21 protein-coding genes are annotated in these 23,635 nt (G+C 62.8%); 13 read left to right on the forward strand and 8 right to left on the reverse strand.

Going from position 1 to position 23,635, the window contains the following annotated elements; all coding sequences use genetic code 11:
* Positions 1–2: 2 nt before the first annotated feature.
* Both cmk and NW848_RS06110 read right to left on the reverse strand, forming a co-directional pair.
* Positions 3–677: a (d)CMP kinase gene (gene cmk, locus NW848_RS06105; protein ID WP_414510806.1), complete on the reverse strand. Its 675-nt coding sequence runs from the start codon at positions 675–677 to the stop codon at positions 3–5.
* Positions 674–1,519: a ParB/RepB/Spo0J family partition protein gene (locus NW848_RS06110; RefSeq protein WP_414510807.1), complete on the reverse strand. Its 846-nt coding sequence runs from the start codon at positions 1,517–1,519 to the stop codon at positions 674–676. Before NW848_RS06110 ends, cmk begins: the two co-directional genes overlap by 4 nt.
* A 115-nt stretch (positions 1,520–1,634) precedes the next feature.
* On the opposite strand from NW848_RS06110, the gene flgF reads away from it, so the two are divergent.
* Positions 1,635–2,360, forward strand: coding sequence for a flagellar basal-body rod protein FlgF (gene flgF, locus NW848_RS06115; protein ID WP_414510808.1), 726 nt, complete (start codon positions 1,635–1,637; stop codon positions 2,358–2,360).
* An 11-nt stretch (positions 2,361–2,371) separates the two neighbouring features.
* On the forward strand, positions 2,372–3,160 hold the full coding sequence (gene flgG, locus NW848_RS06120) for a flagellar basal-body rod protein FlgG (protein WP_414510809.1): 789 nt from the start codon (positions 2,372–2,374) through the stop codon (positions 3,158–3,160).
* A gap of 133 nt (positions 3,161–3,293) precedes the next feature.
* Here flgG and NW848_RS06125 read toward each other — a convergent pair whose 3' ends face one another.
* Complete coding sequence (locus NW848_RS06125) at positions 3,294–3,953, reverse strand: hypothetical protein (protein ID WP_414510810.1); 660 nt, start codon at positions 3,951–3,953, stop codon at positions 3,294–3,296.
* A complete protein-coding gene (locus tag NW848_RS06130; protein ID WP_414510811.1) occupies positions 3,950–5,707 on the reverse strand; it encodes a DUF255 domain-containing protein in 1,758 nt (585 codons plus the stop codon). The genes NW848_RS06125 and NW848_RS06130 overlap by 4 nt, the downstream gene beginning before the upstream one ends.
* A gap of 11 nt (positions 5,708–5,718) precedes the next feature.
* On the opposite strand from NW848_RS06130, the gene NW848_RS06135 reads away from it, so the two are divergent.
* The 8 genes from NW848_RS06135 (at position 5,719) to NW848_RS06170 (ending at position 14,448) form a co-directional block, all read left to right on the forward strand.
* The gene (locus NW848_RS06135; protein ID WP_414510812.1) at positions 5,719–6,651 is read left to right on the forward strand and encodes an ABC transporter ATP-binding protein; all 933 of its coding nucleotides are present in this window, start codon (positions 5,719–5,721) and stop codon (positions 6,649–6,651) included.
* Positions 6,648–7,430, forward strand: a complete 783-nt coding sequence (locus tag NW848_RS06140; RefSeq protein WP_414510813.1) for an ABC transporter permease — start codon at positions 6,648–6,650, stop codon at positions 7,428–7,430. Before NW848_RS06135 ends, NW848_RS06140 begins: the two co-directional genes overlap by 4 nt.
* A 39-nt stretch (positions 7,431–7,469) precedes the next feature.
* On the forward strand, positions 7,470–8,759 hold the full coding sequence (locus NW848_RS06145; RefSeq protein ID WP_414510814.1) for a tetratricopeptide repeat protein: 1,290 nt from the start codon (positions 7,470–7,472) through the stop codon (positions 8,757–8,759).
* Positions 8,756–9,655, forward strand: a complete 900-nt coding sequence (gene prpB, locus NW848_RS06150) for a methylisocitrate lyase (protein WP_414510815.1) — start codon at positions 8,756–8,758, stop codon at positions 9,653–9,655. Before NW848_RS06145 ends, prpB begins: the two co-directional genes overlap by 4 nt.
* On the forward strand, positions 9,652–10,821 hold the full coding sequence (locus NW848_RS06155) for a DUF1385 domain-containing protein (RefSeq protein WP_414510816.1): 1,170 nt from the start codon (positions 9,652–9,654) through the stop codon (positions 10,819–10,821). Before prpB ends, NW848_RS06155 begins: the two co-directional genes overlap by 4 nt.
* A 133-nt stretch (positions 10,822–10,954) precedes the next feature.
* Positions 10,955–12,130 carry a hypothetical protein gene (locus NW848_RS06160; protein WP_414510817.1) on the forward strand — a complete coding sequence of 392 codons (1,176 nt, stop codon included), beginning with the start codon at positions 10,955–10,957 and terminating at the stop codon, positions 12,128–12,130.
* Entirely contained in the window at positions 12,117–13,547 is a 1,431-nt protein-coding gene (locus NW848_RS06165) for an HsdM family class I SAM-dependent methyltransferase (protein WP_414510818.1), read from the forward strand. Before NW848_RS06160 ends, NW848_RS06165 begins: the two co-directional genes overlap by 14 nt.
* The gene (locus tag NW848_RS06170; RefSeq protein ID WP_414510819.1) at positions 13,540–14,448 is read left to right on the forward strand and encodes an HsdM family class I SAM-dependent methyltransferase; all 909 of its coding nucleotides are present in this window, start codon (positions 13,540–13,542) and stop codon (positions 14,446–14,448) included. Before NW848_RS06165 ends, NW848_RS06170 begins: the two co-directional genes overlap by 8 nt.
* Before the next feature lie 140 nt (positions 14,449–14,588).
* Here NW848_RS06170 and NW848_RS06175 read toward each other — a convergent pair whose 3' ends face one another.
* The 4 genes from NW848_RS06175 to NW848_RS06190 are packed head-to-tail and all read right to left on the reverse strand — an operon-like array spanning position 14,589 to position 20,196.
* Complete coding sequence (locus tag NW848_RS06175; RefSeq protein ID WP_414510820.1) at positions 14,589–15,515, reverse strand: ATP-binding cassette domain-containing protein; 927 nt, start codon at positions 15,513–15,515, stop codon at positions 14,589–14,591.
* 11 nt (positions 15,516–15,526) lie between these two features.
* Positions 15,527–16,393 carry a hypothetical protein gene (locus NW848_RS06180; RefSeq protein ID WP_414510821.1) on the reverse strand — a complete coding sequence of 289 codons (867 nt, stop codon included), beginning with the start codon at positions 16,391–16,393 and terminating at the stop codon, positions 15,527–15,529.
* The gene (locus NW848_RS06185) at positions 16,390–18,351 is read right to left on the reverse strand and encodes a hypothetical protein (RefSeq protein ID WP_414510822.1); all 1,962 of its coding nucleotides are present in this window, start codon (positions 18,349–18,351) and stop codon (positions 16,390–16,392) included. Before NW848_RS06185 ends, NW848_RS06180 begins: the two co-directional genes overlap by 4 nt.
* Before the next feature lie 39 nt (positions 18,352–18,390).
* Positions 18,391–20,196, reverse strand: a complete 1,806-nt coding sequence (locus NW848_RS06190) for a DUF2339 domain-containing protein (RefSeq protein WP_414510823.1) — start codon at positions 20,194–20,196, stop codon at positions 18,391–18,393.
* Positions 20,197–20,288: 92 nt separating this feature from the next.
* On the opposite strand from NW848_RS06190, the gene NW848_RS06195 reads away from it, so the two are divergent.
* Genes NW848_RS06195 through fabG form a run of 3 tightly spaced genes read left to right on the forward strand, consistent with a single transcriptional unit; the run spans position 20,289 to position 23,600 of the window.
* Entirely contained in the window at positions 20,289–21,914 is a 1,626-nt protein-coding gene (locus NW848_RS06195; protein ID WP_414510824.1) for a hypothetical protein, read from the forward strand.
* A gap of 14 nt (positions 21,915–21,928) precedes the next feature.
* Entirely contained in the window at positions 21,929–22,786 is an 858-nt protein-coding gene (locus NW848_RS06200; RefSeq protein WP_414510825.1) for a hypothetical protein, read from the forward strand.
* Positions 22,787–22,823: 37 nt separating this feature from the next.
* The gene (gene fabG, locus NW848_RS06205) at positions 22,824–23,600 is read left to right on the forward strand and encodes a 3-oxoacyl-ACP reductase FabG (protein ID WP_414510826.1); all 777 of its coding nucleotides are present in this window, start codon (positions 22,824–22,826) and stop codon (positions 23,598–23,600) included.
* The last annotated feature ends 35 nt before the right edge of the window (positions 23,601–23,635 follow it).

The following is a 23,635-nucleotide window of genomic DNA, read 5'->3' on the forward strand; positions in this document are numbered from 1 at the left end:
TCCTACGGAACGCCTAACCGCTCTCGACAGAGGCGCAGGGCGTACTCGAAGGTCTGCTCTTTGCTCCAGCCGTCGTTCTGGATGACGATTGCGTCGTCGGCGACGCGCAGGGGCGAGTCGGCGCGGGCGGCGTCGCGCGCGTCGCGCTCCAGAATCGCCTGTAGCACCTGCTCATAGGGCGCCTCGATGCCCTGCTGCTGGAGTTGGTGCTGGCGTCGGCGGGCGCGCTCTTGCGGCGAGGCGTCTAAGTAGATTTTCACTGCCGCGTCGGGGAACACGACGGTGGTCGTGTCGCGTCCTTCAGCAACGACGCCGTGCGCCTGCGCCGCTATAGCGCGCTGCAGGGCGACCATCGCGCGACGCACGCCCGAATGCACCGAGATCCGCGAAGCAAGGTCGCTGATTTCGGGCGTGCGAATCGCCTCCGAGACATCTTCGCCGTCGAGAAGCACGCGCTGCGTCTCGTCGTCGGCGACGAAGCGGATCTCTACTTGCTGGGCGAGTTGGGCGAGTCGTTCGGCGTTGTTGGGGTCGAGCCCTGCACGGTCGGCGGCGAGCGCGAGCGCGCGGTACATCGCGCCCGTGTCGAGGTACACGAAGCCCAGCGCACGCGCCAGGCTCCGCGCCAGCGTGCTTTTGCCCGAGCCCGCTGGACCGTCAATCGCGACGACGGTCATCCTACCTCCGCACGAATGCTCTGCAGTTGCTCGGCGATAATCTCTAAAAGCAGTTCGAGTTCCTCTTCTAAGGGGGGCAGGTGGCTGGGGTGCAGGGCAGAGACATCCAGTCCTTCCAGGTAGCGTCGGAATCGGCGCACTTCGAGCGCGGGTCCGCGCACCTCGGCGACGGCAAGCACCTGCTCGGCGGGCTGGTCGAGAATCTCGTCGGCGCGGTCAGGCTCGTCGCGTAGCGTGCGCACGAGGGCGGCGGTCTCGTCGCTGGTGAGTTCCTCTTCGCGGATTTTCTCGGCGACGCGCGTCTGCAGTTCGGGGTCGTCCAGTTCCAGCAAGCTGCGAGCGTGGCTCTCGGTAATGCTGCCTGCAGGCGGGCGTCCGCTCACGGCAATCACTTGCTCGCCCACCTCTTCGGGCAGTTCCAGCAGTCCCAGCCAGATGCCGATGGTGCGCTCGCTCAGCCCCAGCATCTGCGCCAGTTCGCGATTGGTGAGGCGGCGGCTCTCCTTGAGGTTTTTCAGCGCGCGCGCCTTGTCGATGGGCGCGAGATCCTCGCGTTGCAAATTCTCGATCAGTTGCTCGGTCGTCGCGGTGTCGTGGTCGATGTGCTTAATAATGCAAGGGATTTCGGTTAGCCCAGCGATTTGTGCGGCGCGCCAGCGTCGCTCGCCCGTCACAATCTGGTAGGTTGCGCCGTCGGGCAACGGTCGCACGGTGATGGGGTTAATCAGCCCGTAGCGGCGGATGCTCTCCGCCAGCCCCTGCAGGCTCTCCTCGTCGTAGCCCCGTCGGGGCTGGTCGGGATCCTCCACAATCTGGTCAATCGGGATGAGTTTGACCTCCATATCTTGCGCCTCCTACAGGAGAGTATACCTGATTTAGGAGTGGCAGAGGAGTAGCGCCGCAGCAGGATACGCACTACCTGCAGAAAGCCTGCCCCTGCGCCGATAATGCCCGCTGATGATACGCGGACTGTATGTGGCAGCCGAGGGAATGGCTGCCCGACAGAAAGCGCAGGACGCGATTGCGAACAATCTGGCGAACCTGAACACCACAGGCTTTAAGGCGGACCGCCCTGCCTTCACGACGGTCTACGAACGGCAACTGTACCGTGTAGAGGGGACGCGCACGCAGCCCATCGGCGCGCTCTCGGCAGGGGCAATCCTACGCGAACTTTACACCGACTTCCAGCAGGGCGCGCTCACCACTACAGGCAACCCGCTGGATGTCGCCATCGACGGCGCGGGCTTTTTCGCGGTGCAGACTGCGCAGGGCGTCCGCTACACGCGCAACGGCACATTCCAGTTAGACGCCAGCGGCACACTCACTACCCGCGCGGGCAACCCCGTCCTGGGCGAGAACAACCAGCCGATTCGCGTGCCGCCGAACGCGACCGTGCAAATCGGCGAGGATGGCTCGGTGCTGGCGAACGGTACGCGCGTCGCGCGACTGCTGATTGTGCAAGGCGACCTTACCAAATCGCCCAACGGCGACTTTGTGGGCGCGGCGCAGCCCGTCGCCAACCCGCGCGTCGTCGCAGGCGCACTGGAGACCTCAAATGTCAGCATGGTGCGCGAGATGGTCACGATGATTGAACTCATCCGCGCCTACGAAACGCACCAGAAAATCATCCACGCGCATGACGAGACGCTCGGACGCGCCATCAACGAACTACCGAAGGTATAGGAGGGACATCGATGATACGCGCACTACACACCGCCGCGGCGGGTATGGAATCGCAGCAGTTTAATATCGATGTAATCGCGAACAACTTGGCGAATGTGAACACGAACGGCTTCAAGACCGTGCGTGCGGATTTTGAGGACTTGCTGTATCAGACGCTGCGTCCTGCGGGGGCGACGGCGGCGGGGGGTACGCAACTGCCCAGCGGCTTGCAGGTCGGGCTGGGGTCGCGCCCTGCCGCCACCTACGGGCTTTTTACGACAGGCGCGCTGCAGGTCACGGGCAACCCGCTCGATATGGCGATTGAGGGTGACGGCTTTTTCAAGGTGCTGCTGCCCGACGGCGCAATTGCCTACACGCGCGACGGTGGGTTCAAGCTCGATTCACAAGGCAGGCTCGTGACCTCCAACGGCTACCCGCTGGAACCTGAAATCATCATCCCACCCGACGCCGAGCAAATCATGATTGGGCGCGACGGGGTGATTAGCGTGCGGCGCGGCGGGCAGGACGGCGTGGAGGAAATCGGGCAAATTACGCTCGTGCGCTTTGTGAACCCTGCGGGGCTGAATCGGATTGGGCTGAACCTCTACCGCCTCACGCCCGCCGCAGGCGAGCCGATTGAGGGCGCACCTGGTACGAACGGCATCGGCAGTATCGCAGGCGGCGCGCTGGAAGCCTCGAATGTGCAAATCGTGGACGAGATGGTGCGCCTGATTATGGCGCAACGCGCCTACGAGGTCAACTCCCGCGCCATCCAGACCGCCGACGAGATGCTCAGCGTCGCTAAAGACCTGAAGCGGTAGAAGTAGCCTCGCCAGACGGCTCCTGTGGGCAAAATTTACGAAAACCAGCGAGATTGGAGACCCCCTCCTTAAGGTTCCCCCTGCTCGCAGGGGGAACCAAGGGGCGTTGTAAACTTTGCCTGCGCGATGGGTATCAGCGCGCGGATGCCAGCGCAATTGCCTGCTCGATGCGCGTCAGCACGACCTGCCCTTTATCAGGCGCGCGGCTCCCCTCAATCTGCACGACGACCCCTACGCGCCGTGCGTGCGCTTCGGGCAGCAGCGTCTGCAGGCGTTCCGCCTCGTCGGGCAGCAGGGCGACCTCGAAGGCATCGTGGGTGCGCCAGAGCGCGAGAATCGCGAGCGGCTTGCCATACGCCGCCAGCCCAATCGCGCCGATTTGCCCCTCCTGACGCGCAAGTTCCAACGCTTCCAACGCGCCGCTCAGTTGCGCCTCGGTCGGAATCTCGTGCAGGCTGAGAAAATAGTAATCGATGTGCGTGCGTCCGACGGCGCAAAGCGTCTCGATGAGGTGCGATTGCACGAGGTTCGCCGCGATGCGGGCGTCGGGAGCGTGCAACAGCAGATTCGTCGGCGTAGCGACCGCAATCTGCAGTCGGTTCGTTCGCTCACGCAGGAATCGTCCCCACAACGCAGGCGCAGGCGAGATGTCCAGCGTCTCGATGGGCGAGGCGAGCAGCGCGTCCATCAAGCGCGCGGCGCGCTCTTCCGCCGAGCCGTCACCCGTGAGATGCCCCCGCGCCCAGATGGGGAACACATACCGATTCGTGCGTCCCAACAGCACTTGGTTCATGGCTGGATTCGTGCAAGCGCCTGAGTGTACCCTGCGTAGGCGAGCGGTTGGGTAGGGTCGTAGTCGCCGCCGAGCGTTTGCAGGAGTTGTAGGGCGCGTTGCTGCCAGAGCCGTTCGCCTGACGCTTGGGCGTACTCCCACATCGCCAGCGCGAGCAGCGCGTTGTCGGCGGGCATATCGCCGTCGTCCGTACCCATACGCACGGGCACGACCTTGAAGTTGCCCCACTGCCTGCTTTGCGAGGCGTCGTAGAAGCCGCCTGTCGGGTCGGCGTACTCGCGCCAGATGCGGTGCAACAGTTGCTCGGCGAACTGGAGCGTGCGCGGGCTGGGCTGGAGCCGATGCACGCGCACGGCAGCGCGCGCGACAAGCGCAAGGTCGGGCATCCAATCGCTGCTTGCGCGCGCCGAGCTGTGGAACAGGTCGCCGCGGGGGGTGCGCAGGGCGCGGAGCGTCTCCAGCACGCGCGGCGCGGTCTGGCGCGCCCACGCCGCCTGCGGATCCAGCGTCCCGAAGGTCTCCGCATAGTCTACAAGTGCGACGACAGCGTAGGCGTTCGCGTCCGCAAACAGCGTCGGGTCAGATTGGGGCAGTCCCTTCGCCTGCGCAATCGCGATGCGCAGTTTCGGCGGGGCAAGCGAGGCGATGAACCCTGCAGGTCGCTCACGGTAGAAGTGGGCGCGCAGCCCATCCGCCAGTTCATGCGCGACGCTGCCCAGCTCAGGGTCGAGGCGCGCCGCGCGGCTGTAGAGGCTTAGTAGGCGCGCCTGTTCGATAAGCCGCGCCCCGCCTGTCGACTTGCCCTCAGGGTCGATGCCGTCGCGCAACGCCTGGACGGTCTTGCGCTCGGCGTCCCAGTAAGGGCTGTCGCGCAGCGCGCGCAGTCGGGCGAGCAGTTGCTCCTGCGCCGTGAGGTCGCCCTGCTCCGCCAGCGCCAGCAACGCCTCCAAATGGCATAGGTTGAAGGCAGGCGGGGCGTTGGTCGGTTCCGTCGGCGCTGTCGGCAGTGGGGGCAGTGCATTCAGGAACGCTTCGCGGACGCCACCGATGGTCGCCGCGCGTGCAGGGCGCGCCCAGCGCGCGTTCCATGCTTGCTCCAACTGCGCCGCCAGTTGCTGTATCTGTGCGGGGCGCGTGCGGTACATCTGACTGAGTTCCTCGAGGTGGCGCATCAGCTCGGCGCGAGTGTCGGGCGCAACGGCACGAATGGGCTTACCGTCGGGCGTGAACCATGCGAGAATCGGGTAGCGGTCAGGCGCGCCCATCAGCTGCGCCAGTTGCCGCAAATAGCGCGCCCGCTTCGGCATCGCGTCCGCATCGAACTTAATGGCGACAAACTCGCGGTTGATTAAATCCGCCACGCCCGAATCGGAGAACGCCTCGCTGCCGAGTCGCTGGCAGCGTCCCGACCAGTACGCGCCCAGCTCAATGAGTACCAGACGGTCGCGTTGTCGGGCAGTTTCGAACGCTTGCTCACCGCACGGCAACCAGTTCACCAGCTGATATTGCCCGCTACGCAGGTAGGCTTCGGGGCACGCTTGGAGCGCGTTCGGATGCTGTTCGCGCTCCAGCCCGCGCAGCCCAATTCCCAGCCATGCCATTAGCACTATGAGCAGGCATACCGCGCTCAGCGCTCCGAAGCGCGGCGCGTACCGCTCCGCCGTCGCGCGATACTCAGGCGTCAACCAACTCACATGCGGAGTATACCGCGTGGCGCAGGGGTCAGGTATAATCTCCCCCGTAATCGTCATCATAGGAGGCGGTAATGAGCGATTTAGCGATTAAGACTGTGAATCTCACGAAGCGCTATTCGGGACTGTGGAGTAAGCAGGCTGTGGACGCGGTGAAGAACCTCAACTTAGAGGTGTATCGCGGCGAGATTTTCGGCTTCCTCGGTCCCAACGGCGCGGGCAAGACCACCACGATTAAGGTGCTGCTGGGGATTATCTACCCGACCGAAGGCGAAGCGTATGTGCTGGGGCAGCCTGCAGGCGACCCGAAAAACCACTACAGGATCAGCTACCTGCCTGAAACCCCCTACTTCTACGACTATATGACGGGGCGGGAGATACTCACCTTTTACGCCAAGCTGTTCGGCATCGCTGAGCCAGAGCGCAGCAAGCGCGTGAACGAGTTGTTAGATCGCGTTGGGCTATCCCGCGCCGCTGACCAGACACTGCGCACCTACTCCAAGGGCATGCTGCAGCGCATCGGGCTGGCACAGTGCCTTATCAACGACCCCGAACTGCTCATCTTAGACGAGCCGACCGCAGGGTTAGACCCAATCGCGCACATCGATATTCGCGATATGATTTTGGAACTGCGCAATCAGGGCAAGACGCTCTTTATCAGCTCGCACCAGCTTTCTGATGTCGAGCGTGTGTGCGACCGCGTGGCGATTCTCAAAAAGGGCGTGATGGTGCAACTGGGACGCATCGAGGAGCTGCTTGCAGGCGGGCATGTGGAGGTGATTGCCGACAAAGTGCCCGAGAACGCGGTGGAACCCATCCGTCAACTGGGTGGCAAGGTCAGCCTGCACGACGGCAGGCTTATCGTCGAGCAGCCCGACAACGGTTCGGTAGACCGCGTGATTGACATCGTGCGGGCGGCAGGCGGGCACATCGTGAGCGTCAAGCCCTATCGACGCTCGCTGGAAGACCTGTTCGTGGAAACCATTCAAGGAGGCACAAACGCATGAACACGACCTTTGCAATCGCAGGAGCGACCTTTGGCGAGGCAGTGCGCAAGCGCATTCTGATGGTAATCTTGCTTGTCGCGCTGCTGATTATCCTGATTAGCCCTGCCTTTGAGCCGTTCGCGGGCGCGCGGGGCGCACGCCCGCTGATTCTCGGCTTCGGCTTCGGCGTGATTCAGCTCGCAGGAACCTTCATCGCCATCATCTTGTGCACGGGCATGATTCCCACCGAGATCGAGCGGCGCACCATCTACACGATTCTCTCCAAGCCCGTCCAGCGCTACCAGTTCATATTGGGCAAGTTTTTTGGCGCGGTGGGCACGCTCGGCTTTATGTACCTGATGATGGGTATCGTGTTCCTGATTGCTTCTCGGATAGCGCTGGGCGAGTTTGACCCAGACATTATTCACGGGCTGATCATGTTCTTCTTCCAGAGTTCGCTGCTGGCGGCGGTCGTGCTGTTCTTCTCTACTTTTGTCTCACCGCTGGTGAACTACTTTCTGTCAGGCGGCGTGTTCCTGATGGGCAACCTGCTCAGTAGCTTTTTAGAGAGCATCCAGCGTAATCCCGAGGTCACGCCTCTGACGCGCGTCCCCGTCCAGCTGCTCACGGTTATCCTGCCCAACTTCGCCAACTTCAATGTGCAAAACCCGATTATCAACCCAGAGCAGGTGCTGACTGACCCGACGGCGTACACGGTGCAGACGCTCGCATACGCAATCGTCTACATCGCGCTGCTGCTCATCGCCAGCATGCTAATCTTCAACCAGCGGGAGATGTAAGCGATTATGGCGAAGACGGCAACTGCGGAGGCAACAACGATGAAACGCAATCATAGCAAGTTATGGGTCGCGATTGTGGTTCTATTCCTGATTCAGGCGGGGCTACAGGCGCGTATCTTCCCGATATGGGCACGCGACTACGCGCCCAAGCAGACTGCGCCTGTCGGCTTGTCGCCCGACCAACTGCTGGCGGCGGTGGCGGGTTTCCGCGAGTTCTTGGCGGCGATTCTGTGGGTGCGCGCCGACAGCTTTTTCGATTCGGGCAACTACGACGCCGTGCTGCCCATGCTGCGCTTGGTCACCTGGTTGGATCCGCACAACCTCGATGTCTACTCCACAGGCGCATGGCATATGGGCTACAACTTCACCGACGAGTCGCAGCGCTCCGACCGACGCTTTATCCCGATGGCGCTCAAGTTCCTCGAAGAGGGCATCCAGAACAATCCCGCCGTGTGGGACCTCTACTTCGAAATGGGCTGGATGTATTATCACAAGATTCAAGACCCTGTGAACGCCGCGCCGTGGATGCAACTCGCGAATGAGTACCCCAACATGATTCCTGCCCGACGCCACATGCTGGCGCACACCTTTTTCAAAGCGGGACGCTTCGACGATGCCGTCGACCACTGGACGAAGCTCCTTTTGGACGCTGAGAAAGGGCGCGGTAAGGACTGGGAGTCGAACAACCTCTACGATGTACGGCAGAACAACTTGGAAGACACCATCTTAGATTTGCTGCGCCGCTACGGACCGAACCCTGAGACCCAGCCGCCGATAGACTTGGGCTTCGACGCGACGGTGAAGGTGGTGCGCCCGCGCGTGCTGTTAGTGGAGGGCAGACTCGGCATCCCCACCATCGGCGCGCGTGTGACGGTCATCCTGCGCGATAAGGGCAGAACGCTCGAATACAGCCCGAAAGCCCTCAAAACCTTCACCTTCGAAGTGGATTCGAAACTGACCTACATGCAGGATTCGCTGGCGGTGCGCGAGGAGAAGTTCCGCCGCGAAATCGACATGAGTAAAGACCCGAAGATGTACCCGTTCAAGGCGGAGGAATACGAGGTGGAGTTCATCTTCGAGCCGCGCTACGCCTCGCCGAACATTCAGGCGCGTATCGGCTCCGACGGGGTGGGGATGTACGATGCCCGCTATCTGGAGGAGGTGCGCGAGAAGCCCGCGCCTATCGAAGTCCCCGAATACGCGAAGGTCTCCGACGCGCTCCGACGGGAGGTGGAGAACCCGACGCGCGAGACAACCTACACGCGCGTGCGCAAAGTGATTACACTCACACGCGCCGATATTCTGATGCTGGGGAAGCGAGGCGAATGAACTTTCCACTGCGGGGCGAGGAGCGGCTGATTGACCCTGGCGCGCGTCTGCGCCTGCTTTGGGAACAGCGCAATATTGTAGTGATGCCAGGCGTGTTCAACGCCGCGCTCGCCCGACTGGTGCAGTTTCACGGCTACGAGGCGCTCTACATCTCAGGCGCAGGGGTGACCAACAGCCTGCTGGGGCTGCCCGACCATGCCTTCATCAGCCTGCCTGAAATGGCGCAGGTGTGCAACTACATCACGGCGGCGGTGAACATCCCCGCGATTGCCGACGCCGACACAGGCTACGGCAGCGCGCTACAGACCGCTCGCGCCGTTCAAATGCTCGAACGCGCGGGGCTGGCAGGCGTCCATATCGAAGACCAAGTCAGCCCCAAGCGATGCGGGCATCTGGAAGGTAAAGAGGTCATCCCCACCGACGAGATGGTCGCTAAAATCAAAGCGGCGGTGGGCGCACGCAGCAACCCGAACTTTGTTATCATCGCCCGCACAGATGCCCGCGCAATAGAAGGGCTGGAGGGCGCAATCGAACGCGCGAAACGCTATCTCCAGGCAGGCGCGGACGCGATTTTCCCCGAAGCGCTCCAGTCGCCCGACGAGTTCGAGCAGTTCGCCCGCGCCGTGCCCGCCCCCTTGCTGGCAAACATGACCGAGTTCGGCAAGACGCCCTACCTGACCGCGAACGAGTTCGCGCAACTGGGCTACAAGATGGTCATCTTTCCGATGAGTTGCTTCCGCGCGATGATGAAGGCGGCGGAGCAGACGCTGCTGTGCATCAAGCAGTACGGCACGCAGACGCCGATGCTGGACGCGATGCAGACCCGCGCGGAGCTGTACGAACTGCTGGAATACGACCGCTACCTGCGGTATGACCAGCAACTGGCGCAGGAATGAGCGAGAAGCGGTTCGTGGCGGACAAGTTGCAGCGGGTGCTGCCCGCCTACCCCGATGACAGCCTGCTGCGCGCGGCGGAGCTGATGGCGCAGGGCGGCGCGGGCGTGCTGCCGATTCTGGAATATGGCGCGCCTGTGGGCGTGCTGACCGAATCGCGCCTGCGCGAAGCCATCCACCGCGGGGCAGACTGGCTGGAGCCTGTCGCCTCATGGATGGATGAGAACTTCCTGCGCCTACCCATCGACATGCCTTTGGAGGAAGCCATCGAGACGCTCGCCTACTCCGAGCAACCTGCGCTGGGCGTAGACCCGTGGGGGCGGTATGTGGGCGTGGTCACGCTGGCGGGGCTGGCGGCGCGACCGATAAGCCTGCCCCAACTCGGCACGCTTGGCGGCATGGCGACTCCGCTGGGCGTGTACCTGACCAATGGCGTCGTGAGCGCGGGCGCGGGCGCGCTGGGGCTGATGCTCACAGGCGCGCTGCTCTTTGCGCTGTTCCTGCTGGCGAACTGGCTGGTGATTGGCGGCATGTGGTGGGCGCAGCAGCGATTCGGCGTGCCGCTCTACAGCTATTACAACTCGCCCTTCGCAGGGCAGTGGTTCCTGTTCTCCGATGTGATGGGGCTGGCGTTGCGCAGCTCCATCTTTGTCGTGTTCCTGCTGCTGATGCGCCTGTTGCCGATTGCAGGCACGCACGCGGCGGAACATATGGTGGTGCATGCGATTGAGCGGGGCGAGCCGCTCACACTGGAGGTGGTGCGGCGCATGCCGCGCGTGCATCCGCGCTGCGGCACGAACCTGGTCGCGGGGATTGTGCTTTTTCTGGGGCTGTCGAAAGTGTTCCAGTTTGGCGTGCCTGATGAGGATACGCGCGATTTCGCGCTGCTGCTGGCGCTGCTGCTGACCTTGATGTTCTGGCGCAGTTTCGGCGCGCTGTTGCAGTGGGTCGCCACCACCAAGCCGCCGACTGATCGCCAGATTCTGCAGGCGATTCGCGTCGGCGAAGAGTTATTGCGCAAGGCGCGTCCGCTCAGCGGCGCGACGCCTCCGTTCGGGCTGCGCCTGCTGCACAGCGGGCTGCTCCAGATTCTGCTCGGCGCGTGGGCGCTGATGGCGCTCCTCTACCTGCTGGAGAGCCTGCTGGGGATTACCCTGATTGTGCAGTAGCAGAACCCGCATCTGCGCCCCGACCAGGAATGGAGAGCATGGCTGGCTTGCTCCGTTACAATGACTTGCATCTCGGCGTCGGCAACCTGTTCAGGCGGGTATACTGGTTCTGTTCTATCAGGAGGAAATCGCGATGCGAGCATCTCGACGGAAGCGGCAAACTGCCCCAGAGATTGTGAACGGCGTTGCAGCGCTGGAGGATAGCCCTGAACTGCAGCGACCTGTGGTGTATGTGAACCCCGACATCGTGTGGGAGCGCGGCGATGTGGGCTTCTGGAACCCGCGCTGGGTCGAACTGGAGCCAATCCTACGCCAGTGCCCGCACCCTGTGCGACCGCTGGGCGAGTTCATCCCCGAAACCGTGGAACGAGACGGGGGCGAAGCCTTGGGAATCACGCGCGGTCAAGCAGGTAGACGCGAATATCCCCCGCAGGGAACTTTAGTCGAGCATCAAAACGGAAGCGTGAAACTGCTGCTGCCGCGAGCCCGCAAGGCGGTCGATGGCGTACTCTACTTGCAAGTGAGGAATCTTGCGCGAACTGGGATAGACCCAACGGAGACCCCCGAAGACAAACGCTACATTCAGGAGAACAGCTACAACGATCCGCCCCGTAGCCGCCTCTGGGTGGGCGACATAGTCCTTGTGAATTCTGGAGTAGGCTCTTTAGGGCGTACTATCGTCTTCACAGACCAGTATAGCTACTCCAAGGTGAACATAAGCCAGCACCTCACAAAGTTTACCGTGCGAGACATACTTCCTGAATGGTGTTGTGTCTACTTGCAATCGATGTACGGCGCGCATCAGATGATCCGCGAAGCTTCCGGGGTATCTGGGCAGACATACATAGATTACGATGAGATAAAAAACATTCTCATCGTAGTTCCAGAGGCATCAATTCAGCAAGCCTTTGTGCAAGGCTACAGGTCTGTCGTGGACTACCATCTCAAGGCAGTGGACGCGAAGGCGCGTCAAAGCTCGGACAGGGAGGCGGAAAAACTTATGAACACTGCGGTGGGCGTCCTTGAAATGCTGATCTGGCAGACAGAGAAGCTTATTGAGGGTTCGCTGTCGAAGCCTCTCGCAGTGTTCCCACGAAACTTGCCGCCTGCCCTTGTATCGCTGTTAGAAGACGAATATGCTCGTGTCGGGCAAATGGTGCTTAATCGCGACACCACGCCCGATTGCTATGAGCTGCAGTCTCGTGCGCTGGGAATACACTTAGAGCGGGATAGCGAACTGAACGAGGAGTTGAGCCACTTGGCAAGACTGCTGGCAGGGTTGGAGGAGTTATCCCGTGAGACGCGCTAAGCCGTCTGGCAAGCCGACCACGCGCGTGCGCGAGACGCTCACGCGGCTGGGCTACGCGGAACATGAGGACTTCGAGTACGAGGTGGAGGTGCGCCTGTACGGCAATCGTCGCCTCTACGCAGATGTGATGCTGTTTCAAGGCGACACGCCGCTGGTCGTTGTGGAGGTGGAGGGCAACGCGCGTCAGCAGCGTGAGGGCTACGAGGAGGCGCGGCTCAAGGGCGCAGCGTGGAATCTGGAGAACCCCGTGCCGCTGCTGTGGGTGGCAGCAGGCAACAAAGACACACTCTACCAGTTGCAACCGAGCCAATCTTCGATTCGGTACGCTCCGCTGGAGGGCAAAACTCCTGCAGAGTTGCTTGCCCCTGCACGCTTGCTGGAAGCGATTGGCGACTATCTGCGCCACACGGAAACGGAAGCGGGGCAGGAGCTGCGCTACCGTGAGATGTTCCAGCGTGCGCTTGCCAAGTCGCGCGGAAACTCAGCGCACGACAGGTTCTGCGACTGGTTGGACGCCCTCACGGGCACGCGCGTTCGCAAGCGGCTACCTACTGCCGTGCGCGAGGCGCAGCAGATGGTGCGCCAAGTTCGTCAGTCGGGGCAGCCGAACTTTGCGCTGGCGCTCGCCCTGCGACACACGGCGCGCGGCTACTTCCGCCCGCTCGACAAAAACGATGTGGTGCGCCGCACGGGACGCTACTATACGCCCACGGAGGTCATCCAACTGATGGTGGACGCGCTCGCCCCCGATCCCGAATCGCGCGTGCTGGACTTCGCCTGCGGGTCGGGTGGGTTCCTGCTGGCGACTGCCCAGCACTGGGTCAAACGGCACGGGGCTTCCCCTGCAACCGTAGCCAACCAACTTTACGGCGTAGAGTACGACGAGTATGCGCACAGGTTAGCGAGTCTGGTTCTGGAGATGGGGATTGGCGCGCCGCCCAAGCACTTACGCCGTGCGAACACTCTGACCGACGATTGGGCGAATCAGACCTATCAGTGTATCTTCTGCAATCCGCCTGCTGGCAGTATTGAGGTTGCGCTTCAGGTGGACGCTTTTCAGTACGCGGGTTCAGGAAGGGGTCGCGCCAACGCCTACGAGGTAGCGTTCACCGAGTTAGCCGTAAAACTCGCCGCGCCCAGCGGTCGAATTGGGCTAATCGTACCAGAGGGGCTGCTAAGTAATTCAGAGCTGAAGCCGTTCCGCAGGTGGCTGTTCGAGCAGGCGCGTCCTGTGGCGATTCTGGGGCTTCCGCGCGGGCTGTTTCCCCACACACCCAGCCGCATGTACGCGCTGGTGCTGGTCAAAAAGCCACGCAAAAAGCCGAAGCGTTGTCTCATCGTTGAACTAAGACGCCACGAGATTAGCGCGAATCGCGCGGGCGTGGTACGCCTCATTCAGGGGGTGCTGTATGCCTAAGTCTCGCGCCACGCAGCGGCAGCTGGGGCAATACTGGACGCCCGAAGTGCTCGCCGATTTTATGCTGGATATTGCTCAATTCCAGCCGCACTGGAAGGTGATTGACCCTGCATGCGGCGAGGGGGTGTTTCTCAAACGCGCGTTAGAGCGCGGCGCGCAGCAGGTGGTGGGCATCGATATCGACCCTGAGACGCTCGAACGCGCCCGCGAGAATCTCAAGCCCTACGGCGACCGTGTGCGCCTCTACCTTCAAGATGGACTTCTGCCCATCGAAGACCCCGACCCCTACTGGCAATCGGACTATGACCTCGTAATTGGCAACCCGCCGTTTGCGGCTACAGGGTATCGCGTCCGCGACCCGAAAATTCTGGAGCGATTCGAACTCGCGCAAGAGCCTGTGAGCGAACCGCAGGGGCAATCCTCGCTATTTGAGAGCGACGAGTACCGTCCGAAGCGACGCAAGCCCTCGGTAGCGATTGAAGTGCTGTTTCTGGAACGGTTTTTTCAGTTATGTAAGCCTGGCGGGGTAGTATGCGTGATTGTGCCGCGCGGCATCTTGGCAAATCGCAACCTGATGTATGTGCGCAAGTGGCTGACCACGCACTACAGCCTGCGCTGCGTGTTCGATATGCCGCAGGAGGCGTTCAAGAGCGTCGGCGCGAACGCGCTGGCGTCCATCCTGCTGGTGGATAAGTGTCCCATCAAGAAGGGCGCGAAGGCGATGTTGGTCTATCTCTCGGATGTCGATTGGAGCGCGCCCTACGACGCGCCGTCGAATGCGTGGTTGCGCACGCTGGCGGAGATTGCGAATTTGTCCACGAATCGCGCCCGCGAGGGCAAGCCGCCGCCCAAACTTAGCGCGCGTCAACCCCGCAAACCGCCTTGCACGGACGCCAAGTAGCCGTGCGACGGAAGCGGAATGGTGGGCTCGTTGTACCAATCGCGTAAGCCGAGTTTGTAAACCCAGCAGGTCACGAATCCCCCCTCACCCGCCTCAGCCGGAAAAGTTGTGCCTGCGCCGAGGGTTGAACGCTTGATTGGTCAGCTCACCTCGCCCTTCGTAATCTGCATAAATACATCCTCGAGATCGAGCGACTCCTCGCGAAACGCGGCGATGCGGAACCCGTCGCGAATGAGCGCGGTCAGCAAGTCCGCCTGCTCTTCCAGCCCGCCCGCGAAATGCACATACAGGCTGCCGTTACGCGTCTCGACGCCGTGCACATGCGCTTCCTGCTCCAGTCGCTGAATCAGCGGCTCTGGCTCGCCCAGCGGTCTAATCTCCAGCACGCGGTTCGCCTGCAACTGCGCCACGATTTCGTCCACCGCGCCCCACACAAGCAATTCGCCCTTCTCGATAATGCCGATTTTGTTGCAGAAGTCCGCCAGCTCAGGCAAAATGTGCGAGGAGACCAGCACGATTTTGCCCATCGCGCCCAGCTCGCGAATCAGCTCCTTGATTTCGATGCGTGCGCGCGGGTCTAACCCCGACGCGGGCTCGTCCAGCAGTAGCAAAATCGGGTCATGCACGAGGCTCTTCGCTAAGCACAAGCGTTGCTGCATCCCGCGCGAGAGCGTCTCGACATAGGCGTCCTTCTTGACTGTGAGGTCGGTCAGCTCCAACACATTCTCGATAATCGCCGCGCGTTGCGCTTTGGGGATTCGGTACGCCGCCGCGAAGAACTCCAGATACTCGGTCACGGTGATGCCCTCGTACAAGCCGAAGAAGTCGGGCATGTAGCCCAGCAGCGGGCGCACCTCTTCAGGGTAGCGCACGATATCGATGCCGTTTAGCGTCGCCGTGCCCGCCGTCGGCTCCAGCAGCGTGGCGAGCATCTTGATGGTCGTGGTCTTGCCCGCCCCGTTCGGTCCGATAAAGCCGAACACATCGCCGGGGTGCAGCTGAAAGTGAATATCGCGCACAGCGACCAGCTCCCCATACTCCTTGCGTAGCCCTTGCACATCCAGCATAAGCGACTCCCCTATTTTCGCCAAGAGATTTTTATACCCCGATAGGTGAATCCTGCAAATAGCAGCGCCAATCCCAGATATATTCCGCCCTGCGTGAAGCCCCAGAGCATGTAGCGCAATCCCTGTTGATAAGCATTTCCGTTATGTTCCGTCCACCACCAATCTGACAGCCATCGGAAATGTTCCATCTCCAAAGCCACATAGAAAGGATTGATATAGATGATAAACGCGCCGTTGAACAAGCAGATAATCCAAGTATAGTAGGCGTCCCCGTAGCTTTGCACTGCCGAGATGAGTTCCCTTGGCAGCGAGCGTTCGCCGAGGATGAAGTAGAGCATCGGGAACAGCAGCAGCACGAAGACTTGCCCTGCGTAGAGGGCGGAGGCGGTGGTGAGCGTGCGTTTGAGCTTGAACGAGAGCCACACGCCGAGCGACGCGAGCAGCACGCCCCAGCCGAAGAGAACAATGAACGCGGCGGTCGTGGTATACCAACCCCTGATGTCAGAAAAGAGGAGGAAAGGCGCCAGCAACAGTGTCAGCACAGCCACCCGCGTCAACGCCGCGCCCCACTTGCCCCAGAAAATCTCGCGCGCCGTCAGCCGCGTGAGCACAAGCGACTCCCAAGTCTGCTTCTCGTATTCTGACGAGAGTAAGTTGTACGCCATCAGCGGCGCAGCCAAGCACATTATAAACAGGGAGAACCACAAGGCGACATCGATACCAGGACGGTAATTTACCGCCGTTTGCAGGGCGAGCAGATACACAAGCCCAGTCCCCAGCGTTGCCGCCCAGTAGAGCCACGGCTGACGCTTCCAGCGGTGGCGCGTCGCGCCCAGCAGGTGATACTGCAGCAGGGGGTTCTCCCAAAGCGCCCTCATGGTCTCTCCTCCAGCGGCACGCTCACGAGGTAGACGACCTCGGCGGAGCGATCGGTTGCCTCGCGGAGTTCTGGGGTCAGCACAGGCTGCGATGCGCGAGCAATCAGAAACGCGCGGGGCAGTTCATAGCGCTGCCCGAGAAGCCGCTGCGCCAGTTGCTCGGCGGACAAGGCGAGAACAGGAACGCCCCAATCGAAGTCGTACCTACCGCCGCCGTACCCACTGGAAGGGAACAGCGGCTTGTCGCGTAGTGTCTGTGTCTCGCGCGCGCCAAGCGAGCCTATTCTCGCGGTGCCGCGCGGGGTCAGTATCTGCACCTCGCGCAACTCGTAGGGCAGGCGATTGCGCAGCGTGCCCGACAGCACCCATTCGCCGTTGCGCCGCGTTAGGCGCAGGCTGCCCTCAATCTGCCCTTGCAGCTGCACGGTGCGCGTGTAGCGGAACCACTGGAAGCTCAGGTTCGCCACGCGGTAGCCGTCCACGCGCTTCGGGTCGCCCTCGACGGTGCGAATCACCGTTGACTGTCCAAATCCCATGCCCCCGTCATCGCCGACGCCCACCTCCACCATGTCGCTCTGGTCGAACTGCAGGTCGAACACGCCCGCGCGCGGGAAGAAGAAGAGCGCGCCGTTGACCGCGTAGGCGTCGGCGCTGCCCGCCTGCGCCATCAGCACGGTCTGTACCTTGCTGGAAAGCGACTTGCGGTACAAATCGCCCGCCAACCGCCACAAGACGCCCACGAAGATGAGCGCAATCAGCGGCGTCGTGAGCCACGCCCAGTCCAACGCCCGCAACCGCTTCAACGCCCAGTAGTTTATCGGCACGACCAGCATAAAGTACGCGCTCAGCAACACGACAATCATCAGCACGCTGGGCGGGTCGATATCGGCGTTGAAGGTAGCAGACATCTGTCCCGACCATGGGTCTCTGGAGTAGCCCGATTGCCCTGCCTGAAGTGCGGCGATGTTGAAACTGGGTGAGTAGCCCGTCGTAGCGTCCACCAACGCCTGCCAGAATCGCACGCGGGCGTCGTATTCGCTGAGCGGTCGCTCCAGCGGGCTGAACGCCAAAAAGACCACTGTGCCCAGTCCGTAGGGGCGCACAGCAATCAGCGGCAGCCCCTCTTGCTGCAGCAGGGTGACGCCCGCTGTGAGCTGTGCTTGCGTGATGGTTGCGCGTCCTGCGGGCGGGCGGTGTTGGAGCCATCGCCCCAGCGCGGCAAGTTGCGCCACTTCGCGCGTGCCTTGCGGCGCGACAGGCAACAACTCGCGCAGCACGGGCGCCTGTAAGTAAACCGCGCCTGCCCCGCCTGACACCATCAGCGTCCCACCCAGCATCACCCACTGGCGCAGCGCCCCCCACTGCTCCGCCCGCAACCGCTCCGCGCCCGAAGTGAGCACAATCAGCTGCGCGCCGCTGAGCGCAATCGTCTGCTCAGGAAACAGTTCGGGCGCACAGTAGGCGACCTCGTAGACCCCGCGCATCGGACGGTTCGTGCGAAAGTCGATGTGGAACGGGTTCGCTATCCCGCGCACCTGTCTAAGCACCTGCAGTCCGCCAATCGCGTCGCCCACCACCACCGCTAACTGGTCTACATCCAACACGCGGTCGATGGGCAGGCGCGTCTCCACATTCGCGCCGCGCGCGGTGAAGCGGATTATTGCAACATCGCCGTAGCGGTTGACAATCGGCGTGGCGACCACCACCTTGCGCGAGCCTGCAGGCAAGTCAATCGGATACAGATATTCGCGTCGACCGCCGAACCCGCCCAGCGACACGCTCAGCACGCCCTGATAGTTGCCCCGCCGCGATTCGAGCTGCACGGCAATCGGGAACGCGCCGTTGGCGGCAGGCGTCCTGCCCAGCAACGGCTTCGCCTTAATCTCCACAGGCGGCTGCCCCCACGCGCTTAGAAGCAGCGCCCCCCAGAACCCCAAGCGAAACACCCAACGCCTCATGGCACGACTCCTATACGCCGCTCGCCACGCGATTCCTGCTTAATTAGCGCGTGCGTTGGCGGTTCCGAAGCGGCTGTAGAGCCACGCGACGCCTATCAGCGCGAGTCCCAGCCCCGCGAAACTCAGCGCGCGGTAGGGCATCTCCAGAAAGCCCAAGTCGTACAGGAACAGTTTCGTGGTTGTCAGCGCGAGCATCCCCAATCCCATCAGGCGCACGCCGCGCAGCGACGCTTGCACCCCGCCAATCAGTAGCCCCGCGCCAATCAGCGTCCACTCTAGCGACACGAGCAGGTGCGCCAGCGGTGCGTCCCGCCGACCCGCCAGCTCGAACGCATAGAGCGTCTGCTCCGCGCTGCCCCACGCCAGCGCAATCACCAGCGCGGGAGCAATCAGGTGCGCGAGCGCGTAGCGCGGGAATATCGAATCCAACGCCGACTGCGGGCGCGCCTGCATATCGCGGTACAGCCCGTACAGTGCCGCGCTGCCGCCTATTAGCAGCGCGAGCCAGCCGACCCCATGCTCGTTCAGCAGCACTGTGCGCGTGCGGATCGGCTCGATTAGCACTGTCCACATTGCCGCGACTGCCGCCAGCGTCAGCAGAATCCCGAACCCGTAGAGCAGGCGCGTCTGGAGGCGCAGCCCTGCGAGAATCAGCCCTGCTGCCGTCAAGCCATACAGCACAACCTGCGCCGACGGCTGGAACTGCACGGCAATTGCCGCTGCGACGCACACGATGCCCAGTATGAACAGCGCGGCGTCGGTGGGCGAGTCTTTGGTGAGCATCTTCAGCCAGCCGAGCGCGAAGTAGAGCGCGCCCATCGCCGCCAGAAACGCGCCTGGATACTCGCGCCACACCTCCTGCGTCAGCGCGTAGCCCGCAGGCAAATAGTGCAGCGACGCCACAAGGAACTGCGCCAAGCTGACCGCGTCGGTCGCGCGGCGGCGCAGCGCGTCAGGCAACAGGTACGCGACGCTGAACAGTGCGTAATAAAGCGACACAAACCCCAGCGTCAACCCGCGATACTCAGGCGTGTAGCTCGTCATTGCCCAGCCGCTCACCAGCACGATGGTCGCTACGAGGCAGGTTAGCTGGTGATACCGCCACGCGCGCCACGCGCTCACGGTCAGCATGCCCGCGTTCAGCACGGCTAAGTAGCCGAAGAAGTTGGCGGGCGCGCCCGCGCTGTCGCCGCGCAACCACACAGGCGCGCTGAACCCGCCGAGGGTCGCCACAATCGCCAGCGTCTCCGAGCCACGCCAGAGCGCGAGCGCAATCCCCAGCGCAGTAATCGCGCCCGTTAGCCCGAACGCCTGCATATAGCCCAGCAGCGCGTAGCGTTCCCAGCCTGCCCAAGTGCTCAGATACAGCGTTGCCAGCCCCGCGCCCATCAGCCCGTCCGAGAACCATCGCTCCGTGCGCTCCCGCACCACGATGCCCAGCCCCATCAGCAGCACACCGCCTACATAGCCCAGCGTCAGGCGACCTGCGGGCGAAAGCTGCGTCCACGCCCAGCCCAGAAAGAACGCCGTCGCCAAAAACAGCAGCGTCAGCCCCGTGTAGAGCGCGACCTTGCCGCCCAGCACGCGCTCGAACGCTTGCACCTCCTCGTCCATCGGCGGGGGCGCAACACGCGGTTCGGGGTGGGCAGGGGATTCAAGACGGATGGGCGCAGTTGCCCCGACATCGCGGGCGACTTCGGGTTCAGGGCGAACAGACGGGGTTGTCCCTACATTCGATCCCCGCGACTCGCGCGTCAGCCGCTCCTCCAGCGCGCGCACGCGGTAGCTCAGCCGATACAAATCCGACTTAATCGCCTCCAACTCACGACGAGCCTCATCAGACATAACGCGCCTCCTATTTCCGAATACGGAACGCGCCTGCCAGAGATTGCGGGACTTTAGTCCTAATTTGGGGGTACAATTCTCTCGGTACGGGTGTGATAACAGTGCCGAATAACGCCGTGGTTCAGGGGAGCGCGTCAGGCGCGTCGTTGCGGGAGCCGCTCTTTCGGGATGTGCCCTTCGACGAGAGCGAGTGGCGGGAGCTTTACGAGGTACTGCGGCAGGTCAATCAGCCCAAAGCGGAGCTGATGCGCGTGCATTACGAGGCGGCGCGAACGGCGTACCAGCACTATGTTGCCGCGCGCGCGGAAGAGCGAGCCGTGTACGCTTCCCAGCGCGTTGCAGACGAGGCGTACAACCGCGAGGTAGCTGCCCAGCGGCAGGCGGTCGAGGCGCAGGTACGCGAGGTGCGCGAACGATGGCGTCCTGTGCTGGCTTCGCTGCGCACGGAACTGGAGCAGGCGCGCGTGGAGGCGTATCTGCGCGCGGGCGAGGCGGGCATCAATCTGCGCGGCGGCGCGTTCTTGGGAATCGGGTTAGAGCCTTCTGAAGGAGACGGATGGGACGCACAGGGAGCGACCCAGACAAATGCGCCCGCGCCCCAGCATGCAACGCGCGTCCCTGCCCTGCAAGGCGCGCCCTCGCTGCCCGCACGGGTGGAAACGCCTTCTGGGTCTGCCGCGCCCCCTTCCGCTTGGTCGCCTGCTCAACCGCCTGTGGAGCCGCTCAGCGCGGAGGAGGCGGCGCACGCAGCACGGCTGCCCACTGCGCAACCGCGTACGGCGCTCCTCTGGGTGCAGTGGCTTGCGCCAATCGCTGTCGGGCTACTGTTGGGGCAACTACTGCTGGCAGCGTTTGGGCTATCGCTTAACGATTGGCAGAACCCACTGTTTTGGATTGCCTCGGTTGCGGGCGCGCTGTCGATGTTGGTCTGGTATCGTGCGCTTTGGAACGCCAGCCGTGCGCTGAGCGAGCTTTACTACCTTTTCAACTGGGGCGCGGGGCAGGCGCGGCGGGTCGCCTGGCTGGCGGGCGCAGCCATCCTCGCGGTGCTGCTCTTGCCAATCCTCGTACTGCTGAGTGGGCTTTACTTCGCGCCGAGCGTGTGGAATACGCCTGTGCTAATGTTGGCGTTGCTCGCGTTGGTGCTGATGCTGCCCTTGGCAGGGCTTGCACTGTCGGGAGGCTACTTCCACGGGCGTCAAGAGATTGTTTCGAACGCGGTGCGTGCGGCGGTGAACGCGGCGCGGCGGGAGCAGGCACGCGAGGGACACGAACGCTCCGAGCCGCCGACGCGCCACGAGCCGACTGTTGCACCCCCGCCAGCCGCGCAAGCTGCTACTGAGGTCTCCACCAACGGCGACAGCGCCCCGTCGAGAATACTCGCCTCCCCTGCCAGCACGGATCCGCAGGAACGGCTGCGTGCAGCGTTTACGGCGATAGCAAGCGCCCGCGCCGCCGAAGCGAACTACCAGCACGCCAAGCAGGCGATGGAGGATGAACTCGCGCCCCTGCAGCAGGAGTTATTGCGCCTTCAGCCGCGCCCGATTTACCCTGACCTGCCTCCGCATGCGCAAGAGCGGCTGAACACGCTTTACCAGCAGTGGCGGCAGGCGTACAGCGCGTTGCTGGACAGCGTCGCAGAGGCGGCGCGCGACTGCAAAGACGGCGAGCAAATCGCCCAGCGCATCGCGGCGTTCAAAGACGCGCTGCTGCGGTGAGTCGGAGAGAAGAGATGAAAACGGCGACCTTGTGCCTTGCGCTGATGGTTGGCTTTTTGACTTGCGCGGCGCAGCGGGTCTACCTGTTCGGCACGGGCGTGCCTGAACGGGACGCCGCGCTCTATAACGCGCTGCAGGCGCACGGACTGCAGGTCACGCTGGGCGCGCCCTACCAAGCCTTCGACGGTAGCCAGAACCTGAGCGGCTACCAGGTCGTCGTGCTGGCAGGCACGGGCAACAACGATGACATGCCCCTCGACGGGCAGCAGGCGTTGCTGGAGTGGGTCGGCAGCGGGCACGGGCTGGTAACGCTGGAATGGACGCTCTGGGCAGTAAGTCGTATGAACAGATTCCTTATCCTGCGGGAACTGTTCCCCGCGACCTATCAGCGCCATACCTATCGCATGCGTATCCAGTACCAGCAGCAGGTGAGCGACCCTATCCTTAATCACGGGCTGACCGCAGGGCTGGTGCTGGGCGAGGGGCACGAGGCGCACTTGAGACCCAGACTGGGCGCGACGGTCTACTATGTAAGCGATTATCTACCAGGCGCAGGCGGGGTGATTGGGTGGGCATACCAAGAGGGGCGAGTCATCAGCCTCTCGGTTGCCCCCGCCTATGCGCTCGACCCTATGGCGCAGAACGCGCTCTTTCGGCAGTTGCTCACGAACGCTGTGCGGTGGGCAGCTCGGCGCGCCTGCACGCCTGCTGGCGGCGACGCCGACGGCAACGGCTGCGTGGACGACGCCGACCTCTTGCAGGTGCTGTTCGCCTTCGGCGCGACGGGGGACGCCGCCGATGTGAACTGCGACGGGATTGTGGACGACGCTGATCTGCTGGAGGTGCTGTTCGCCTTCGGCAGCGGGTGCTGAACCGCGCGTCAGGTACAATTCCGTGCGGAGGGAGGCGATGAACAACTTTTCTGGGCGTGTGGCGGTGATTACGGGCGCGGCGAAGGGCATCGGACGCGCGATGGCGCAGCAGTTCGCGCAGCGCGGCGCAAAAGTCGCCCTGCTGGATGTGGACACTGAAGCTGCGGCACGCACCGCCCAAGCGATTCAGCAGCAGGGAGGCGACGCCCTTCCACTGTTCGCCGATGTGAGCGACCCGACCACCCTGACCCACGCCGCCGCCGAAGTGCAAAAAGCCTACAGCAGAACCGACATCCTCTGCTGCAACGCGGGCATCTACCCCCAAGCGTTTCTGGAGACGATGACCGAAGCCGACTGGGATATGGTACACGCCGTGAATCTGAGGGGAATGTTCCTGACCGTCAAGGCGTTCCTGCCGATGCTCAAGCAATCCCCGTATGGGCGAGTTGTGTTGACCTCCTCGATAACAGGTCCCGTCACGGGCTTCCCTGGCTGGGCGCACTATGGGGCGACAAAAGCAGGCATGCTGGGCTTTATGCGCTCCGCCGCAATCGAGTTGGCGAGGTACGGGATTACGGTGAACGCGATTCTGCCAGGCAACATCGAGACGGAGGGGCTGGGCGAGATTGGCGAGGAGTATCGGCGCAAGATGGAGGCGGTGATCCCGTTCAAGCGGTTGGGCACGCCCGAAGATGTCGCTTATGCCGCGCTCTTTTTCGCCTCCGACGAGGCGTCCTACATCACGGGGCAGACGCTGATTGTGGACGGCGGGCAGGTGCTGCCCGAATCGAGCCTCGCGCTGGAAGGGTTCTGAACAGTAGGGGCGCACGGCGGTGCGCCCCTGAATTA

The sequence above is a fragment of the Synechococcus sp. RC10A2 genome, assembly GCF_047502605.1.

Bases quoted from the DNA above. Each gene is read 5' to 3' on its own strand.
- fabG (WP_414510826.1), top strand. From the start codon at position 22,824: ATGAACAACTTTTCTGGGCGTGTGGCGGTGATTACGGGCGCGGCGAAG.
- NW848_RS06200 (WP_414510825.1), top strand. From the start codon at position 21,929: ATGAAAACGGCGACCTTGTGCCTTGCGCTGATGGTTGGCTTTTTGACT.
- NW848_RS06155 (WP_414510816.1), top strand. From the start codon at position 9,652: ATGAGCGAGAAGCGGTTCGTGGCGGACAAGTTGCAGCGGGTGCTGCCC.
- NW848_RS06170 (WP_414510819.1), top strand. From the start codon at position 13,540: ATGCCTAAGTCTCGCGCCACGCAGCGGCAGCTGGGGCAATACTGGACG.
- NW848_RS06110 (WP_414510807.1), bottom strand. From the start codon at position 1,519: ATGGAGGTCAAACTCATCCCGATTGACCAGATTGTGGAGGATCCCGAC.
- NW848_RS06135 (WP_414510812.1), top strand. From the start codon at position 5,719: ATGAGCGATTTAGCGATTAAGACTGTGAATCTCACGAAGCGCTATTCG.
- NW848_RS06160 (WP_414510817.1), top strand. From the start codon at position 10,955: ATGCGAGCATCTCGACGGAAGCGGCAAACTGCCCCAGAGATTGTGAAC.
- NW848_RS06125 (WP_414510810.1), bottom strand. From the start codon at position 3,953: ATGAACCAAGTGCTGTTGGGACGCACGAATCGGTATGTGTTCCCCATC.
- prpB (WP_414510815.1), top strand. From the start codon at position 8,756: ATGAACTTTCCACTGCGGGGCGAGGAGCGGCTGATTGACCCTGGCGCG.
- NW848_RS06180 (WP_414510821.1), bottom strand. From the start codon at position 16,393: ATGAGGGCGCTTTGGGAGAACCCCCTGCTGCAGTATCACCTGCTGGGC.
- NW848_RS06145 (WP_414510814.1), top strand. From the start codon at position 7,470: ATGAAACGCAATCATAGCAAGTTATGGGTCGCGATTGTGGTTCTATTC.
- NW848_RS06185 (WP_414510822.1), bottom strand. From the start codon at position 18,351: ATGAGGCGTTGGGTGTTTCGCTTGGGGTTCTGGGGGGCGCTGCTTCTA.
- flgG (WP_414510809.1), top strand. From the start codon at position 2,372: ATGATACGCGCACTACACACCGCCGCGGCGGGTATGGAATCGCAGCAG.
- NW848_RS06140 (WP_414510813.1), top strand. From the start codon at position 6,648: ATGAACACGACCTTTGCAATCGCAGGAGCGACCTTTGGCGAGGCAGTG.
- NW848_RS06130 (WP_414510811.1), bottom strand. From the start codon at position 5,707: ATGATGACGATTACGGGGGAGATTATACCTGACCCCTGCGCCACGCGG.
- NW848_RS06175 (WP_414510820.1), bottom strand. From the start codon at position 15,515: ATGCTGGATGTGCAAGGGCTACGCAAGGAGTATGGGGAGCTGGTCGCT.
- flgF (WP_414510808.1), top strand. From the start codon at position 1,635: ATGATACGCGGACTGTATGTGGCAGCCGAGGGAATGGCTGCCCGACAG.
- NW848_RS06190 (WP_414510823.1), bottom strand. From the start codon at position 20,196: ATGTCTGATGAGGCTCGTCGTGAGTTGGAGGCGATTAAGTCGGATTTG.
- cmk (WP_414510806.1), bottom strand. From the start codon at position 677: ATGACCGTCGTCGCGATTGACGGTCCAGCGGGCTCGGGCAAAAGCACG.